16 protein-coding genes are annotated in these 15,989 nt (G+C 46.8%); 12 read left to right on the top strand and 4 right to left on the bottom strand.

Annotation, left to right across the window (positions count from 1 at the left end; all coding sequences use genetic code 11):
* Positions 1–5: 5 nt before the first annotated feature.
* The 10 genes from MHB72_RS16255 (at position 6) to MHB72_RS16210 (ending at position 9,762) form a co-directional block, all read left to right on the top strand.
* Positions 6–992: a class I SAM-dependent methyltransferase gene (locus tag MHB72_RS16255; protein WP_020452579.1), complete on the top strand. Its 987-nt coding sequence runs from the start codon at positions 6–8 to the stop codon at positions 990–992.
* Between the two features lie 229 nt (positions 993–1,221).
* Complete coding sequence (locus MHB72_RS16250) at positions 1,222–2,409, top strand: acetate kinase (RefSeq protein WP_020452578.1); 1,188 nt, start codon at positions 1,222–1,224, stop codon at positions 2,407–2,409.
* A 98-nt stretch (positions 2,410–2,507) separates the two neighbouring features.
* A complete protein-coding gene (locus MHB72_RS16245; protein WP_023855497.1) occupies positions 2,508–3,026 on the top strand; it encodes a MogA/MoaB family molybdenum cofactor biosynthesis protein in 519 nt (172 codons plus the stop codon).
* A gap of 194 nt (positions 3,027–3,220) precedes the next feature.
* Complete coding sequence (locus tag MHB72_RS16240; protein ID WP_020452576.1) at positions 3,221–4,432, top strand: argininosuccinate synthase; 1,212 nt, start codon at positions 3,221–3,223, stop codon at positions 4,430–4,432.
* Positions 4,429–5,808, top strand: coding sequence for an argininosuccinate lyase (gene argH, locus MHB72_RS16235; RefSeq protein WP_020452575.1), 1,380 nt, complete (start codon positions 4,429–4,431; stop codon positions 5,806–5,808). Before MHB72_RS16240 ends, argH begins: the two co-directional genes overlap by 4 nt.
* 74 nt (positions 5,809–5,882) lie before the next feature.
* Positions 5,883–6,026, top strand: coding sequence for a hypothetical protein (locus MHB72_RS16230; protein ID WP_020452574.1), 144 nt, complete (start codon positions 5,883–5,885; stop codon positions 6,024–6,026).
* A 165-nt stretch (positions 6,027–6,191) separates the two neighbouring features.
* Complete coding sequence (locus MHB72_RS16225; protein ID WP_023855495.1) at positions 6,192–6,953, top strand: SDR family oxidoreductase; 762 nt, start codon at positions 6,192–6,194, stop codon at positions 6,951–6,953.
* A gap of 32 nt (positions 6,954–6,985) precedes the next feature.
* A complete protein-coding gene (locus tag MHB72_RS16220; protein ID WP_020452572.1) occupies positions 6,986–7,672 on the top strand; it encodes a metal-dependent hydrolase in 687 nt (228 codons plus the stop codon).
* Positions 7,673–7,789: 117 nt separating this feature from the next.
* A complete protein-coding gene (locus MHB72_RS16215) occupies positions 7,790–8,347 on the top strand; it encodes a PadR family transcriptional regulator (RefSeq protein ID WP_020452571.1) in 558 nt (185 codons plus the stop codon).
* Between the two features lie 92 nt (positions 8,348–8,439).
* Complete coding sequence (locus MHB72_RS16210; protein ID WP_026579082.1) at positions 8,440–9,762, top strand: CBS domain-containing protein; 1,323 nt, start codon at positions 8,440–8,442, stop codon at positions 9,760–9,762.
* A gap of 28 nt (positions 9,763–9,790) precedes the next feature.
* On the opposite strand, the gene MHB72_RS16205 is transcribed toward MHB72_RS16210, so the two are convergent.
* Positions 9,791–10,093, bottom strand: a complete 303-nt coding sequence (locus MHB72_RS16205; protein WP_020452569.1) for a YtpI family protein — start codon at positions 10,091–10,093, stop codon at positions 9,791–9,793.
* Between the two features lie 146 nt (positions 10,094–10,239).
* Here MHB72_RS16205 and MHB72_RS16200 point away from each other — a divergent pair, with 146 nt between their 5' ends.
* On the top strand, positions 10,240–11,184 hold the full coding sequence (locus MHB72_RS16200; protein WP_216919793.1) for a DHH family phosphoesterase: 945 nt from the start codon (positions 10,240–10,242) through the stop codon (positions 11,182–11,184).
* A gap of 113 nt (positions 11,185–11,297) precedes the next feature.
* Here the strand turns inward: MHB72_RS16200 and MHB72_RS16195 are convergent, their stop codons facing one another.
* The 3 genes from MHB72_RS16195 to MHB72_RS16185 all read right to left on the bottom strand — a co-directional run bounded on the left by MHB72_RS16195 (position 11,298) and on the right by MHB72_RS16185 (position 12,430).
* A complete protein-coding gene (locus MHB72_RS16195; RefSeq protein WP_020452567.1) occupies positions 11,298–11,477 on the bottom strand; it encodes a hypothetical protein in 180 nt (59 codons plus the stop codon).
* Between the two features lie 111 nt (positions 11,478–11,588).
* On the bottom strand, positions 11,589–12,092 hold the full coding sequence (ytrI, locus tag MHB72_RS16190) for a sporulation membrane protein YtrI (RefSeq protein ID WP_026579084.1): 504 nt from the start codon (positions 12,090–12,092) through the stop codon (positions 11,589–11,591).
* Positions 12,089–12,430: a YtrH family sporulation protein gene (locus tag MHB72_RS16185; RefSeq protein ID WP_003184343.1), complete on the bottom strand. Its 342-nt coding sequence runs from the start codon at positions 12,428–12,430 to the stop codon at positions 12,089–12,091. The genes ytrI and MHB72_RS16185 overlap by 4 nt, the downstream gene beginning before the upstream one ends.
* A gap of 139 nt (positions 12,431–12,569) precedes the next feature.
* Here MHB72_RS16185 and dnaE point away from each other — a divergent pair, with 139 nt between their 5' ends.
* Entirely contained in the window at positions 12,570–15,914 is a 3,345-nt protein-coding gene (dnaE, locus tag MHB72_RS16180; protein WP_216919795.1) for a DNA polymerase III subunit alpha, read from the top strand.
* The last annotated feature ends 75 nt before the right edge of the window (positions 15,915–15,989 follow it).

Here is a 15,989-nt window from a genome sequence, read left to right as displayed (position 1 = left end):
TCATCATGCAAAACTATCCAGTCGAAACGATTTATGAATGGCTTGACAAAGGAGCGGAAATCATCGCACGTGACCTGCAGATCCCTTACATAGAAGGATTGGCGGAAGCAGGAGAGGCATTCTTTACAGGGTCCGCGGACCGCGGGCTTTCCGAAAAAGCCGAACAAAAGGTGAAGGATCTGCTCGGCCGTGCGCGTTTTTCAGAATGCAGCCATGAGGCGATCCGAAAAGCCTTCCAGCTTGCCATCCTGAAAGGCCAGAAAGATATTCCCCATCCGAACCGGCAGATGACGCCCGATACAATCGGTTTATTTATCGGATATCTGGTGAACAAATTCATCGGACCCAAAAAAGAATTGACGCTGTTTGATCCGGCGGTCGGCACTGGAAACCTGCTGCTTGCCGTCTTGAACCAGCTTGCCGGTGAAGCCGGAAAAGCGTTCGGCTCAGAGATTGATGACGTTCTGATCAAGCTCGCCTATGTCCAGGCAAACCTGCAGGAAAAGGAAATCGAGCTTTTTAACCAGGACAGCCTGCAGCCGATTTTTATGGAGCCTGCCGATGCGGTCATTTGCGATCTTCCCGTCGGATATTATCCTGATGACGAAAGCGCGCGCGCTTTCGAATTAAAGGCAGATGAAGGCCATTCTTTTTCACACCATTTGTTTATTGAGCAAAGCTTGACCTATACGAAACCGGGCGGCTATTTATTTTTTATGATTCCGAACCAATTGTTCGAAAGCAGCCAAAGCGAAAAGCTGCGTACCTTTTTAAAGGACAATGCGTATATTAATGCAGTGCTTCAGCTTCCGCTGTCGATTTTCAAAGATGAGGCACACGCGAAGAGCATTTTGGTTTTACAAAAGCATGGCGAACAGGCGAAAGCGCCTAAACAAGTTCTGCTTGCACAAGTTCCGTCATTCGCCAATCAGGATGCGATGCTGAAAATGACAGCCAAACTCGACAACTGGTTTCAAGCTGAAAAAAGATAAGCAGATCAGAGAAGATATATTCTCTGATCTGTTTTTATATTCAGAAAATAATAATTTCTTTGTGAAAGCGTTAACATGTCGGATCGTGACTTGAAATGCACTCTTTTGAGTGTTTAAATGAGAAAGGCAGATATTTTTTGAATTTACTAAGAACGATTTTATACATATTTTTTATGATCCGGGTTGAACATAATGTCACCGGACTATAGGTAAAAAGGAGCGTCATTTTATGTCCAAAATTATTGCAATCAATGCTGGAAGCTCATCATTGAAATTTCAACTGTTCGAAATGCCCAGCGAAAAAGTACTAACAAAAGGCCTTGTTGAGCGAATCGGGCTGGATAACGGCATCTTCACGATTTCCGTCAACGACGAAAAAAAGACCGAAACAACAGATATTCCGGATCACTCCGTAGCCGTAAAAATGCTGCTGGATAAACTCACAAAATTCGGCATTATCAAAGATTTAAATGAAATCGACGGAATCGGACACCGCGTCGTACACGGCGGCGAAAAGTTCAGCGACTCCGTTTTATTGACGGATGAAATGATCCATGAGATCGAGGAGATTTCAGAACTCGCACCGCTTCATAACCCGGCTAATATTGTCGGAATTAAAGCGTTTAAAGAAGTACTTCCAAATGTTCCTGCCGTGGCCGTTTTTGATACGGCATTCCACCAAACAATGCCGGAACAATCTTATCTGTACAGTTTGCCATACGAATACTATGAGAAATTCGGCATCCGTAAATACGGTTTCCATGGCACATCTCATAAATATGTGACTGAACGCGCGGCAGAGCTGCTCGGCCGTCCGATTGAAGAACTTCGCCTGATTTCCTGCCACCTTGGAAACGGCGCGAGCATCGCAGCTGTTGAAGGCGGCAAATCAATCGATACATCAATGGGCTTCACACCGCTTGCAGGTGTGGCGATGGGTACGCGTTCAGGAAACATCGATCCTGCGCTTATCCCGTTCATTATGGAAAAAACGGGTCAAACAGCTGACGAAGTCCTGAACACACTCAATAAAAAGAGCGGTCTTTTAGGTATTTCCGGATTCTCAAGCGATTTGCGCGATATTGTCGAAGCAACTAAAGAAGGCAATGAACGTGCGGAAACAGCCCTTGAAGTATTCGCAAGCAGAATTCATAAATACATCGGTTCTTATGCAGCGAGAATGAGCGGAGTAGACGCGATCATTTTCACTGCCGGCATCGGGGAAAACAGCGTTGAAGTCAGAGAGCGCGTTCTTCATGGTTTGGAATTCATGGGTGTCTATTGGGATCCTGCGTTGAATAACGTCCGTGGAAAAGAAGCGTTTATCAGCTATCCGCATTCACCTGTAAAAGTCCTCGTCATCCCGACGAATGAAGAAGTGATGATTGCAAGAGACGTCGTTAGACTGGCTCACTAAAAATAAAAAAACAGCCTTCTCTTTACAAGGAAGGCTGTTTTTTTATGCATCTTCCCCTTTATAATGAAAAAAGACTGTATAAAGGAGGCTATTTAGCCATGAGTGTTGAGGAACATAAAAAAGAAGCGCCGGACCGCGTCAACTGCAAAGTTATTACTGTCAGCGATACAAGAACGGAAGACACAGATAAAAGCGGCCGGCTTATGAAAGAGTTTTTAGCGGAAGACGGTCATGAGATCGTTTCCTATGAGATTGTAAAGGATGAAAAGGAAATGATTCAAAAAGCCGTGCTGGAAGGCTGTCTTGATGACCGTATCGATGCCATCCTATTAAACGGAGGGACGGGCATTGCCTCTAGAGATGTAACAATCGAGTCGATCGTTCCTCTTTTTTCGAAAGAAATTCCGGGATTTGGGGAGATATTCCGCATGCTGAGTTATACAGAGGATATCGGAGCGGCTGCGATCCTTTCAAGAGCTGCAGCGGGTGTTATTCAAAATAAAGCCGTGTTTGCAACACCGGGTTCAAGCGGGGCGGTTAAGCTTGCAATGTCAAAGCTGATTGTGCCTGAGCTTGCCCATGTCATCAGAGAACTGAGAAAAGATATGAAAAAATAAAGCCGGAAAGCCCTCCGGCTGAACGCTGAATATGCACTGAACTTCATTCATAAAAAATGAATGAAGTTTTTTTTATAAAAAGGTTGAAAAAACCAGACTTCCTTGTTAAAGTGTATACATATTAAATGTATTTTTATTAAATAAAATTTATTTTTATACAAAAAAGAGCACCGAGATGAGAGGAGTTTTTCAAAATGACGCAAAAGAAAAAAGTGGTTTTAGCATATTCAGGAGGACTTGATACTTCTGTCGCGATAAAATGGCTGCAGGAACAGGGATATGATGTAGTGGCCTGCTGCCTTGACGTCGGGGAGGGGAAGGATCTCGCATTTGTTCAGCAAAAAGCGCTTCAAGTCGGGGCTTCTAATTCATATGTTATCGATGCAAAAGAAGAATTTGCGAAAGAGTTTGCACTGACCGCCCTCCAGGCCCATACGCTTTATGAAGGAAAGTACCCGCTTGTATCAGCTCTGTCCAGACCGCTGATCGCCAAAAAACTGGTCGAAGTGGCTGAAAAAGAGAACGCCCAAGCCGTGGCTCACGGCTGCACAGGCAAAGGAAATGACCAAGTGCGCTTCGAGGTGTCCATTAAATCGCTCAATCCGGATTTAGAGGTGCTGGCACCTGTGCGCGAATGGAAATGGTCGCGCGACGAAGAGATCGCGTATGCAGAAAAGCACGGCATTCCGATTCCGATCAATCTTGACAGCCCGTATTCAATTGACCAGAACCTGTGGGGCAGAAGCAATGAATGCGGAGTTCTGGAAGATCCATGGGCGGCGCCTCCTGAAGGGGCTTATGATTTGACGAAGCCGCTTGAAAAAACACCGGATACCCCCGATGTGATCGAAATCGCTTTTGAAGAGGGCATTCCGGTTTCCATTGACGGCGCTCATTACTCGCTGTCAGACTTGATTTTAAAGCTTAATGAACTGGCGGGCGCGCATGGAGTGGGGCGCATCGACCATGTTGAAAACCGCCTTGTCGGCATCAAATCACGCGAAGTGTACGAATGCCCGGGCGCGATGACTTTGATTAAGGCGCACAAAGAGCTTGAAGATTTGACATTAGTAAAAGAAGTGGCGCATTTCAAACCTCTGATCGAACAAAAAATGGCTGAAGTGATCTATAACGGCCTGTGGTTTTCTCCGCTTAAAGACGCGCTTTCCGGTTTCCTGAAAGAAACGCAGAAGCATGTCACGGGCGTCGTCCGCGTCAAGCTGTTCAAAGGCCATGCGATCGTTGAAGGGCGTAAATCCGAATACTCCCTGTATGATGAAAAACTGGCGACGTATACAAAAGACGATGCGTTCGATCATCACGCTGCCGTCGGCTTTATCGAGCTGTGGGGACTGCCGACGAAAGTAAACAGCATCGTCCAAAAAAAGGAGCAGATTAAAGCATGAAAAAGCTGTGGGGAGGCCGGTTCCAAAAAACACCGGAAAAATGGGTCGATGAGTTCGGCGCATCGATCCACTTTGACAAAACGCTCGTGAAAGAAGATATCGCAGGGTCTCTCGCTCATGCTTCCATGCTTGAAAAATGCGGCATTTTAACCGAAGCAGAAGCGGTCAAAATAAAAGAAGGCCTGACATCCCTTTTGCACAAAGCGGAAAAAAACGAACTCGATTTTTCAGTCGATTACGAAGACATTCACCTCAACCTTGAAAAAATGCTCATTGACGAAATCGGGCCACTCGGCGGAAAGCTTCATACGGCCAGAAGCCGAAACGACCAGGTGGCGACGGATATGCACCTGTATTTAAAAGGGCACACAGAGCATATCATCGAGCTGATTACGGCTTTTCAACACGTGCTTATCGAAAAAGCGGAAGAACATGTGGAGACGATACTGCCGGGATACACCCATCTGCAGCGGGCGCAGCCGATCTCGTTCGCGCATCATTTGCTCGCTTACTTCTGGATGCTTGAGCGCGATAAAGAACGCTATCATGATTCATTCAAGCGGATTAACAAGTCCCCCCTTGGATGCGGGGCGCTCGCCGGAACGACATTTCCGATCGACCGTGAATATTCAGCAGGTCTGCTCGGGTTTGACTCGATATATGAAAACAGCTTGGACGGCGTCAGCGACAGGGATTTCATCCTTGAATTTTTAAGCGCGAGCAGCATTTTGATGATGCATCTGTCAAGATTCTCCGAAGAAATCATTCTTTGGTGTTCGCAGGAATTTAAATTCATTGAGCTTGATGACACTTATGCTACGGGGAGCAGCATGATGCCGCAAAAGAAAAACCCGGACATGGCAGAGCTTATCCGCGGGAAAACCGGACGCGTATACGGTGATCTGATCGGCCTCCTGACGATTATGAAAGGGCTCCCGTTAGCGTACAATAAAGATTTGCAGGAAGACAAAGAAGGTATGTTTGATACTGTGAAAACGGTCGAAGGAAGCCTTGAGATTTTTGCCGGCATGACGAAAACGATGACAGTGAACAAAAATATGATGAAAAAAGCAACGGAGCAGGATTTTTCAAATGCCACCGAACTTGCCGACTATCTGGCGAAAAAGGGCATGCCGTTCAGAGAGGCGCACGAAGTCGTCGGGAAGCTTGTCTACACTTGTATCGAAAAAGGCATTTATCTCAGCGGCCTGCCGTTTGAAGAGTTCGAAAAGGCAAGCGAACTGTTTGAAGAAGACGTCTACATCGTGCTCGACCCGCACCATGCCGTCGAAAAAAGGATGAGTGAAGGCGGGACGGGATTCAAAAAGGTGGAAGAAGCCATTCAAAAGGCGAAGCATTGTTTGAACAATTTTTAACACTTCCCGATTCGATTCATAACTGTGCGGCTTCATACGCAAAATAGATTTGTGAATCGAAAAGGGGTGTGGCAATGAAACAAGATCAGTCAAAACACGCATACATGTATGATGCCGACGGCGATAAAGAAACCGTTCAGCAAATCTCTGATGCCTATTTCAGCGGATTTGTCGCGCACGATGACGCACAGCCGTTAGCTGATGCAGATAAACAATAGAAAGCTGGAGCCCGTAACAGCGGGCTTCAGCTTTCTTCTGTCCAGCGGCGATTGCAAATTTCCCGATGCTCCACATGTGATATACTCTGGCTTTTGTAGTAAAGTATAGGTAGATACATGCAATCATTTGCGAATACCGAGAACCAATGCCTGGGAGGGAAAGATGTGCGCCATGCGTTAATTACTGCCGGTTCAAAAGGTTTGGGGCGTAAAGTGACGGAAGCCCTGCTTGAAAAAGGCTACTCAGTGACGGTGAATTACAGGCAGGACGAAGAAGCTGTCAGCCGCCTAAAAGAAAAATGGCGGTCATCCCTTGACCGTTTACAGTTTGTAAAGGGAGATGTCACCAAGAAAGAAGACCTGCTCCGGATGGTGAATGCCGCACTTGAGCGATTTGGAAAAATTGATCTTCTGATCAATAATGCCGGCCCATACATATTTGAACGAAAAAAGCTTGCAGATTATACTGATGATGAATGGTATGACATGCTTGAAGGAAACTTAAGCTCTGTCTTCCATCTGTTTAAAGCGGTTGTTCCGGTGATGAGGCGCCAGCGGTTCGGCCGCATCATCACATACGGATTTCAGGGGGCCGACCATGCGCCGGGCTGGCTGCATCGTTCCGCTTTTGGAGCGGCGAAAGTGGGGCTGGCTTCTTTAACAAAAACGATCGCCATTGAAGAAGCGGGCTCCGGCATCACAGCCAACATGGTTTGTCCAGGCAACATCGTCGGGGATATGAAAGAGGCCTCGATTTCAGAAGCGAGGGCGTCACTTGATGAGGAAACGCCGATCGGCAGGTCGGGAACCGGTGAAGATATCGCAAGGATCATCACTTTTCTATGCGATGAACATTCCGACTACATTACGGGAACAGTCATTGAAGCGACAGGCGGCTTGAATGTGATTAACCGTCATTCTCTTTAGACGTGCGAAATTAAAAAACAGGGGTGGATATGATGAAAGTGACATATCATGGTCATTCAGTGGTAACAGTTGAAACGGGAAATCATCAGTTGATCTTCGATCCGTTTATTACAGGAAATTCTTTAACCGATTTAAAGCCGGAAGAGGTTAAAGCGGATGTTATTTTGCTGACCCACGGTCATAACGATCATGTCGGCGATACCGTCGAAATCGCCAAGCGAAATCATTCGCTCGTTGTAGCTCCGAATGAACTCGCGGTCTATCTGGGATGGAAAGGCCTGAATGTCCATCCGATGCATATCGGCGGCTCCCATCAGTTCGATTTTGGCCAAGTCAAGCTGACGCAGGCTTTCCACGGATCGGCTTATACGGAAGAAGACAGCCAAAAGATCGTCTATACCGGCATGCCGGCGGGAATCCTCTTGACTGTGGAAGGAAGGACGATTTTTCATGCAGGAGACACCGGGCTTTTCTCAGATATGAAGCTGATCGGTGAATTAAATCATATCGACCTCGCTTTCCTGCCGATCGGCGATAATTTTACGATGGGCCCGGAGGATGCCAAACTGGCCGCAGAATGGCTCAGGGCGAAACAGGTTGTACCGGTTCACTACTCGACGTTCCCCGTCATCGAACAGGACCCGCATGCATTTGCGGACAGCCTTCCCGGCGGCGTCGGAAAAGTGCTTGAGGTCGGTGAGTCAATCGAATTTAAATAAACTTGTTTTTAGAGGACCCGAATCCGGGTCCTTTTTTCGGTTGAACCGGTTATATGTCTATCAAAACATGTTAATGATGATATAATATAGGAATCGGATTGTTCTTGGGAGGATATTATGAGGGTATTGAAATACGCGATTTTGGGGCTCCTTGATCACGGGAGTTTGAGCGGCTACGATATGACAAGCCGCTTTAAAGCCGAATTGGGCCAATTTTGGAGCGCCAAGCACAGTCAGATTTATCCCGAGCTGAAAAAGCTGACTGATGAAGGATTTATTGAATATGAAACGGTGATCCAAGGCTCAAAATTAGAAAAGAAAATGTATTCCATCACAGAGGCCGGAAAGCGTGAACTTCACGGATGGCTTACGGAATTCAAACCGGTCCCCGATACGGTAAAAGATGAATTTATGCTGAAAGCTTATTTTATCTCTTCGATGGAACGTGATGAAGCGAAAAGGCTTTTTGCCGATCAGCTTCAAAAGCGGGAGGAGAAAGCCGTTTTTTTAAAAAATAAGCTCGAAGAATTGAAGCGCGAAGCGGGTGAATCGATAACTTTCCGCTCGCCTCATTTCGGCCATTACCTTGTATTGACCCGGGCGCTGGAGCGGGAAAACGGCTATTGCTCATGGCTTGAAAAAGCGCTTCTTCTGATGGAGAATGATCGCTCTTAGACGGACATGATGTTGCGAAGGCGGATTGCGGTTCAATTGCACAACCATTTATAATAAATATATCTAGCAGTCAGAGGATGAAGGTGAAACGATTGGCGACAAAACACGAACAGATTTTAAAATATATTGATTCTTTGTCCGTCGGCGAAAAAATCTCCGTCAGGCGGATTGCGAAGGAAATGAAAGTCAGTGAAGGAACTGCTTACAGAGCGATAAAAGAAGCCGAGAATAAAGGGTTTGTCAGCACGATCGAAAGGGTCGGAACGATCAGGATCGAGCAAAAGAAAAAAGAGAATATTGAAAAACTGACATACGCTGAAGTGGTCAATGTCATTGACGGCCATGTGCTTGGCGGAAAAGCAGGGCTTCATAAAACGCTCAACAAATTCGTCATCGGAGCGATGAAGCTTGATGCGATGATGAGATATACCGGGGCGGGCAACCTGCTGATTGTCGGCAACCGAATCGATGCGCACCGCCAGGCTTTGGAAGCGGGTGCTGCCGTGCTGGTGACCGGCGGTTTTGATACGGAGCCGGAGATTATTGAGCTTGCCGACAGGCTCGAGCTCCCGGTCATTTCTACAAGCTATGACACGTTTACTGTAGCCGCGATGATCAACAGAGCGATTTATGACCAGCTCATCAAAAAAGAGGTCGTGCTTGTCGAGGATATTTTGACCCCTTTGGAAAAAACGGTCTGCTTATCCCCTCATGAAAAGCTCGAAAGATGGTATGAGAAAAACTTTGAAACGGGGCATGGACGTTTTCCCATCGTTGACGAGCAGATGAAAATCCACGGCATTTTAACTTCAAAAGATGTTGCCGGATATGACCGCTCTGTATTGATTGAAAAAGTCATGACGAAAAACCCGATTACAGTAATCGGCAAAACGTCAGTCGCTTCAGCGGCGCAGATGATGGTCTGGGAAGGAATCGAAGTGCTTCCCGTCGTTGACGAGCGGCAAAAGCTGATCGGCATGATCAGCAGGCAGGACGTATTAAAGGCGCTTCAAATGATTCAGAAGCAGCCTCAGGTCGGCGAAAAACTCGATGACATTGTGACCGGCGGTTTCAAAGAATCGGACAATGACAAAAACAAGCCGGATCCGGTTTATCAATACGAAGTAACGCCGCAAATGACAAACCACTTGGGAACGATTTCCTACGGCGTGTTTACGACGATTTTGACCGAAGCTGCAAACCGTTTTTTGCGGTCGCGCAAAAAAGGCGAACTCGTGATAGAGAGCATGACGATTTATTTTTTAAAGCCTGTGCAAATGGAGTCTGTCATTGAAATAAAACCGAACATTCTCGAAGCCGGGAGAAAGTTCGGAAAAATGGATATAGAAGTTTTTCACCAGGGTGCTCTCGTCGGCAAAGCGATGATGATGGTTCAGCTGATGGAAAGAAGCTAAGGGACGCGGCCAGTGTCCCTCTTTTCGCTTATGCGTTTTCCCGTTCGTTTTCTTTCGCAAGCAAAGGGACATAGTGCTTATAGGCTCTGTAGCCGGCCCACATGCTCCCGAGCCCGGTCAGCATAAAAATAACGCCGATGACGACAGCCAGCGTGCCGCGGTTTAAAAGCAGCTGATTGGCGCCGAAGAACATGATAAACAGGCCCAGACTCATGCTTGACTTGGCCGAATAGTATTCCCGTTCAATCGCTTTTTTGGTGCGCACATACCTTACTTTGAAGTACCCATAAGCTATCGCTGAAAACACAATGAAAAAAACAAAAAACGGCATAATCGACATCCTCCATTGTAAGTTTTACAAACCCATTGTATACATAATCGGGTTCGCTTTCTACAATAAAAAGTCATAACTTTCACTTTCCACCAACAACAGATTATGATTTAATGGTTAAAAACAAAGTAAAGAAGGGGCGCGTCATGAAAAAAGAAATCATCAGAACCATATCATTATATGACACGATCATTATACATAGACATGTGAGACCGGATCCCGATGCCTACGGATCCCAATGCGGCCTTGCGGAAATCCTGAGGGCAACCTATCCTGAAAAAAATATTTTCGCGGTCGGAACGCCCGAGCCTTCCCTCGCTTTTTTGTACACCCCGGATGCGATTGAAGACCCGGTGTATGAAAATGCACTTGTCATCGTCTGTGACACGGCCAATCAAGCGAGAATTTCCGATTCGCGCTACAACATGGGCGACAAGCTGATCAAAATCGACCATCATCCGAATGAAGACCAATACGGCGACCTTTTATGGGTGGATACGAATGCGAGCTCGACGAGCGAGATGATTTACGAACTGTATTTAGCGGGTAAAGAACAAGCGGGATGGACGCTTCCGACAAAGGGTGCCGAACTGATCTATGCCGGCATTGTGGGGGATACAGGGCGCTTCTTATTTCCGAACACGACAAAAAAGACATTGAAATATGCCGGAGAGCTGATTGAGTATCCTTTTAATTCTCAGGCGCTTTTTAATCAATTGTATGAGACGAAATTAAATGTTGTGCGGCTGAACGGTTACATTTACCAGAATGTTTCTCTGTCCGAAAACGGTGTGGCGTCGGTATTCATCACCCGTGACATTTTGCATCAATACAATATTACGCCGTCTGAAGCTTCACAGCTTGTCAGCACGCTCGGCAATATTTCAGGAATCAAAGCATGGGTGTTTTTTGTGGAGGAAGCCGACCAGATCAGGGTTAGGCTTCGTTCAAAGGGGCCGATTGTCAATGAAGTCGCTAAAAAATACAACGGCGGAGGCCATCCGCTCGCAGCCGGTGCTTCCATCTATGACTGGAAAGACACCGATCTTGTCATCGCTGACTTGGAGCGCATATGCAAAGAAAACAAATAAGAGGGGAAGTCCCTCTTTTTTTGTGCAGTTCAACTGCAAGCGTTTGCATTATATTTTGCGAAAAAGTAAGCAGCAAAGTGTAAGCAGATCATTTTACGCATCACAGCTGCTGCTTATTCAGGTATAAACCATGATCCGATATCTGTTACATCCTCATAAACATGGATGTTTTGGGCTCTTAACTCTCTTTTGATAAGGGACGCGAGACTTTCGGTTTCCGCATAAGCCGAGTAGCCCAGCTTGATCCGGTTGACTTTATCTCTTGCCAGCTGATGGTAACTGTAAATGTACATTCTGCTTTCCTCCCTTTTTAAAAAAACTTACATATCGCTTACTGTCAGTTTAAATTAAAATATGGAAAAAAGCGACGAATGCATGTAAATCGTAAAAAAAAATCCATAATTTTATTCGGAAAAAGAGATTTTGATTTCAACGGAAAGCCGTGTATAAATCGTCAGTTCGGTGACTTTCGCTTTGTACGTTTTATCGTTTATCGTATACTCTTTATTTTCAATCGTCCGCTTTAAAAGCTCCTTCGTCCGGTAGACGCTTTCGATATCCTTTGTGATGACATCGGAAATATTATCCCGGATATGCTCTTCAAAGTTCATCATGTCGGGCTGTGACAATTTGTATTGCTTGCCGTTGATCAGCTTGACGTCGACGCTTTGAATCAGCAGTTTTCTTTTATTGTCTTCATTCAGCTTATGAAGGTCCTCCCGGTAAATGGTGATCTGGTCATTTAAATCATTGATGCGCTCTTTCTGTTCTCTTATCAAGACGACCTGCTTCTCCTGAAAGGTGCCGTATGTAAACAGGAACACGACCCAGCTGATGATGGCTCCGCACATCATTCCCGCAAAAAAACGCTGCCAACCCGGTTTTTTATAATAAGGAGGGATTCTCATGAGGAAATATGCTCCTGTGTGAGCCAATTGATGATCAGATAACCGGTCTGCGCTCCTCCCATCGCCGAAAGAATCAGGAGAAGCTGTTTTACGATGTCTCTCGTATTGCCTTCGATAATGCCCCTTTCAAAGCTGTAGACCGCGTCAAACGTGCCGCCGATTGCCGCAACCAGCGCCCAGATTTTTAGACGGTTTGCGAGGCTTGTAATAATCGTTAAAGGCGGCTGTCCCGACAGATAGGCGCCGATCCCTCCGATTAAGCAACCGCCGAGAAGCACTCCTAGCGCAATAAAATAACAGCTGATAAAGTTTGGAAAAAAGGGCTGTTCAGGATCCATTCCGATCACCTCACCTTATCACACTATATGGATAAAGAAAGACAAGTATGATTGTTGATCAAAGAAAGAACATTTGTTTCTCATTCGATCCCATCATATAATGAAAAGAGACGGCTCGAAAAAGGAAGGGGTGACAGAAATGCCTTTTGTTCACCTGCAAGTACACAGCGGTTACAGCTTATTAAACAGCGCCGCTTCCGTAGAGGACCTCACGGCTAAAGCCAAAGAGCTGGGCTACAGCGCAATGGCGCTGACGGATGATGAGGTCATGTACGGGGCGGTGGAATTTTATAAATCATGCAAAAAACGCGGCATCAAGCCGATTATCGGGCTTACAGCCTCAGTTTTAACAGATGAAAAAGAACAGCTTTCATATCCGCTCGTTCTTTTGGCGAAAACAAACAAAGGCTACCAAAACCTGCTGAAAATCAGCAGCGTGTTGCAGTCGAAATCAAAAACCGGCATCAAAGAAAAATGGCTCAAAAGTTATCATGAAGGGCTCATTGCGCTGACAACGGGCGGGACAAGCCATGTTGAAGCGCTGTTGAAAGAAGGGCTGATCGAAGAGGCGAAGAACGCCGCCCTCCGCTGTCTTTCGATCTTCGGAGAGGGCAGCTTTTATTTGTCGTATCAGCCGTACAAGGGCGACCCGCTTCTTTCTGAACGCATTCTGGAGCTCAGCGAACATACGGGAATTCCGATTGCCGCAACCGGCGATGTACGCTACATCGAAAAAGAGGATGCGGCAGCTTATACGTGTTTAAAAGCGATTAAAGCGGGCGAGAAGCTGAACGAAGACATGAAGGCCGAAGGAGATCTGCATCTTGAGCTCAAGCCGCCCGCTGAAATGCTTGACATTTACAGGGATCGTCCGGACGCGTTGGAGAATACAGTCAAAATCGCGGATCTGTGCCAGGTGGACCTGAGCCTTGGCCAGACGCGCCTGCCGAAATATCCGGCGCCTTCCGGCAAGAATGCTGACGATTATTTGGCTGAGCTTTGCTTTCTCGGACTGGAAAAACGGTTCGATGCCGCTCCGAGGGAGTATGTCGAACGGCTTGAGTATGAGCTGAAAGTGATTCGCGACATGGCGTTCAGCGACTATTTTTTGATCGTCTGGGATTTCATGAAGTTCGCCCACGACAACGGCATTATCACAGGGCCGGGGCGGGGGTCGGCGGCCGGCTCTCTCGTCGCTTATACGCTGTTTATCACAGATGTCGATCCGATCAAGCACAAATTGCTGTTTGAACGGTTTTTAAATCCGGAGCGCATCAGCATGCCCGATATCGATATCGATTTTCCCGATACGAGAAGGGATGAAGTCATCCAATACGTGAAAAATAAATACGGGGCACTGCACGTAGCGCAAATTATCACGTTTGGTACATTGGCCGCAAAAGCGGCGCTCCGGGACGTCGGCAGGGTGATGGGCATCAGTCCGAAAGAAGCCGACCAGCTGGCGAAATTGATTCCGTCCAAACCTGGAGTGACGCTGAAAGAGGCGAGAGCTCTTTCTGTTGAACTGGACAAGCGCCTGAACGGGTCCAAGAAGCTTCAGGACATATTTAAAACGGCTCAGAAAATCGAAGGGCTTCCGCGGCATACGTCCATTCATGCGGCGGGCGTCGTGTTGAGCGAGGAGCCGCTGACGAATATCATACCGATACAGGAAGGACATGACGGTGTATATTTAACGCAATATTCGATGGGCTATCTCGAAGACTTGGGACTATTGAAAATGGATTTTCTCGGCTTGCGCAATTTAACGCTCATTGAATCGATCAAAACGCTGATCGAAAAAAGCGAGCGGGTCACCATCGATTTTTCGGCGATTCCCTATGAAGATGAACAGACGTTTAAGCTGCTGTCAGAAGGAGATACGACAGGTATTTTCCAGCTCGAATCAGCCGGCATGAGAAACGTTTTAAAAAGGCTCAAGCCATCAAGCCTTGAAGACATTGTCGCTGTCAATGCCTTGTACCGCCCGGGCCCGATGGAAAATATCCCGCTGTATATCGAACGAAAGCACGGACGGGTTGCCGTGTCTTATCCGCACGAGGATTTGGCCGAGATTTTGAAAGATACATACGGCGTGATCGTTTATCAGGAACAGATCATGATGATCGCATCGCGGATGGCGGGTTTCAGGCTTGGAGAAGCCGATCTTTTGCGAAGGGCGGTCGGCAAAAAAAACAAGGAAATTCTCGATACAGAGAGAAATCATTTTATTAGTGGATGCTTGAAAAAAGGGTATTCCGTACAAGCGGCTAATGAAGTATACGATCTGATTGTAAAATTCGCCAATTACGGTTTTAACCGGAGTCATGCGGTTGCATACAGCATGATCGGCTACCAGCTCGCTTATTTAAAAGCGCATTACCCCCTCTACTTTATGTGCGGCCTCTTGACGAGTGCGATCGGAAATGAGGAAAAGCTTGCTCAGTACATCTATGAAGCGAAAGGGAAAGGGCTGCATGTTTTAGGTCCTTCCATTAATAAGAGCGGCTATCCGTTCGTCGTGGAAAACGGGGCGCTGCGCTACAGTTTAAGGGCTGTTAAAGGCGTCGGTATTTCGGCTGTGAAAGAAATCTACAGGGCGAGAAAAGAAAAGCCGTTCGCAGATTTGTTTGACTTTTGTGTCAGGACTTCTGTGAAAAGCGTGAACCGGAAAACGATTGAAGCTTTAATTTTTGCCGGAGCAATGGATGAATTCGGTGAAAACCGGGCCACTTTGCTCGCTTCTGTCGATGTCGCGCTGGAGCATGCCGAATTGTTTGCAGGAGACAATGATCAGCTCGGCTTCTTTCTCGATGAAGGCTTGACAATTAAGCCGAAGTACGCCGAGACGGAAGAAATGCCGCTCGTCGACCTGCTGGCACACGAGAAGGAGACGCTCGGCATTTACTTTTCTGACCATCCGCTGAGCGTTCACCGCAAGAAGCTGGACCGTGCAGGTGCGCTGCCGATTATTCAGCTGCTCGCCTCCAACCGTAAAAAGGCGGCTTTGGGCGGACTTTTGACGAAGATGAAGACGATCCGTACAAAAACGGGACAGACGATGGCTTTTCTGGAGCTGAGCGATGAAAGCGGGGAAATCGAAGCGGTTGTTTTTCCTGAACAGTTCAGACAGCTTTCCCCGATCCTGGAAGAAGGCGTATCGCTTTTTGCAGAAGGACGTCTTGAGACAAGGAATGAAAAGCGCCAGCTGATCATCGCCGGGGCATCGCTTGTCGAATCGCTTCATGCTAAAAAGCAGCCGTCCGTCTATATTAAAGTGGAGGAAAGTCAGCACACCCACGATATCTTTAAGAAAATCAGCAGCATCCTGCTTGAACACAAAGGGGAAACGCCGGTCTGCGTCTATTATGAAAAACGGAAACAAACGATGCAGCTGCCGGAAAGCTACAACATCAAGGCTGACCACTCTGCCCTCTACAGGCTGAAAAGCGTTGTAGGTGAGAAAAATGTTGTGCTCAGATAGCAGGTATTTTGAGCATTTTTGATCAAAAAGGCGGTCAATTGTGTTATCATTTTTAAGATTCTAGGGTTCGTCTTA

It is taken from the genome of Bacillus sp. FSL K6-1284 (assembly GCF_038002625.1).
Lineage (GTDB): Bacteria > Bacillota > Bacilli > Bacillales > Bacillaceae > Bacillus > Bacillus paralicheniformis.
The sequence above is the reverse complement of the archived record's forward strand: the minus strand, read 5'-3'. Positions and strand labels throughout refer to the sequence as shown.

What these genes read in the sequence shown, in the direction of transcription:
- MHB72_RS16255 (WP_020452579.1), top strand. Translation starts at nt 6, where the DNA reads ATGCAAAACTATCCAGTCGAAACGATTTATGAATGGCTTGACAAAGGA.
- MHB72_RS16250 (WP_020452578.1), top strand. Translation starts at nt 1,222, where the DNA reads ATGTCCAAAATTATTGCAATCAATGCTGGAAGCTCATCATTGAAATTT.
- MHB72_RS16245 (WP_023855497.1), top strand. Translation starts at nt 2,508, where the DNA reads ATGAGTGTTGAGGAACATAAAAAAGAAGCGCCGGACCGCGTCAACTGC.
- MHB72_RS16240 (WP_020452576.1), top strand. Translation starts at nt 3,221, where the DNA reads ATGACGCAAAAGAAAAAAGTGGTTTTAGCATATTCAGGAGGACTTGAT.
- argH (WP_020452575.1), top strand. Translation starts at nt 4,429, where the DNA reads ATGAAAAAGCTGTGGGGAGGCCGGTTCCAAAAAACACCGGAAAAATGG.
- MHB72_RS16230 (WP_020452574.1), top strand. Translation starts at nt 5,883, where the DNA reads ATGAAACAAGATCAGTCAAAACACGCATACATGTATGATGCCGACGGC.
- MHB72_RS16220 (WP_020452572.1), top strand. Translation starts at nt 6,986, where the DNA reads ATGAAAGTGACATATCATGGTCATTCAGTGGTAACAGTTGAAACGGGA.
- MHB72_RS16215 (WP_020452571.1), top strand. Translation starts at nt 7,790, where the DNA reads ATGAGGGTATTGAAATACGCGATTTTGGGGCTCCTTGATCACGGGAGT.
- MHB72_RS16205 (WP_020452569.1), bottom strand. Translation starts at nt 10,093, where the DNA reads ATGCCGTTTTTTGTTTTTTTCATTGTGTTTTCAGCGATAGCTTATGGG.
- MHB72_RS16200 (WP_216919793.1), top strand. Translation starts at nt 10,240, where the DNA reads ATGAAAAAAGAAATCATCAGAACCATATCATTATATGACACGATCATT.
- MHB72_RS16195 (WP_020452567.1), bottom strand. Translation starts at nt 11,477, where the DNA reads ATGTACATTTACAGTTACCATCAGCTGGCAAGAGATAAAGTCAACCGG.
- ytrI (WP_026579084.1), bottom strand. Translation starts at nt 12,092, where the DNA reads ATGAGAATCCCTCCTTATTATAAAAAACCGGGTTGGCAGCGTTTTTTT.
- MHB72_RS16185 (WP_003184343.1), bottom strand. Translation starts at nt 12,430, where the DNA reads ATGGATCCTGAACAGCCCTTTTTTCCAAACTTTATCAGCTGTTATTTT.
- dnaE (WP_216919795.1), top strand. Translation starts at nt 12,570, where the DNA reads ATGCCTTTTGTTCACCTGCAAGTACACAGCGGTTACAGCTTATTAAAC.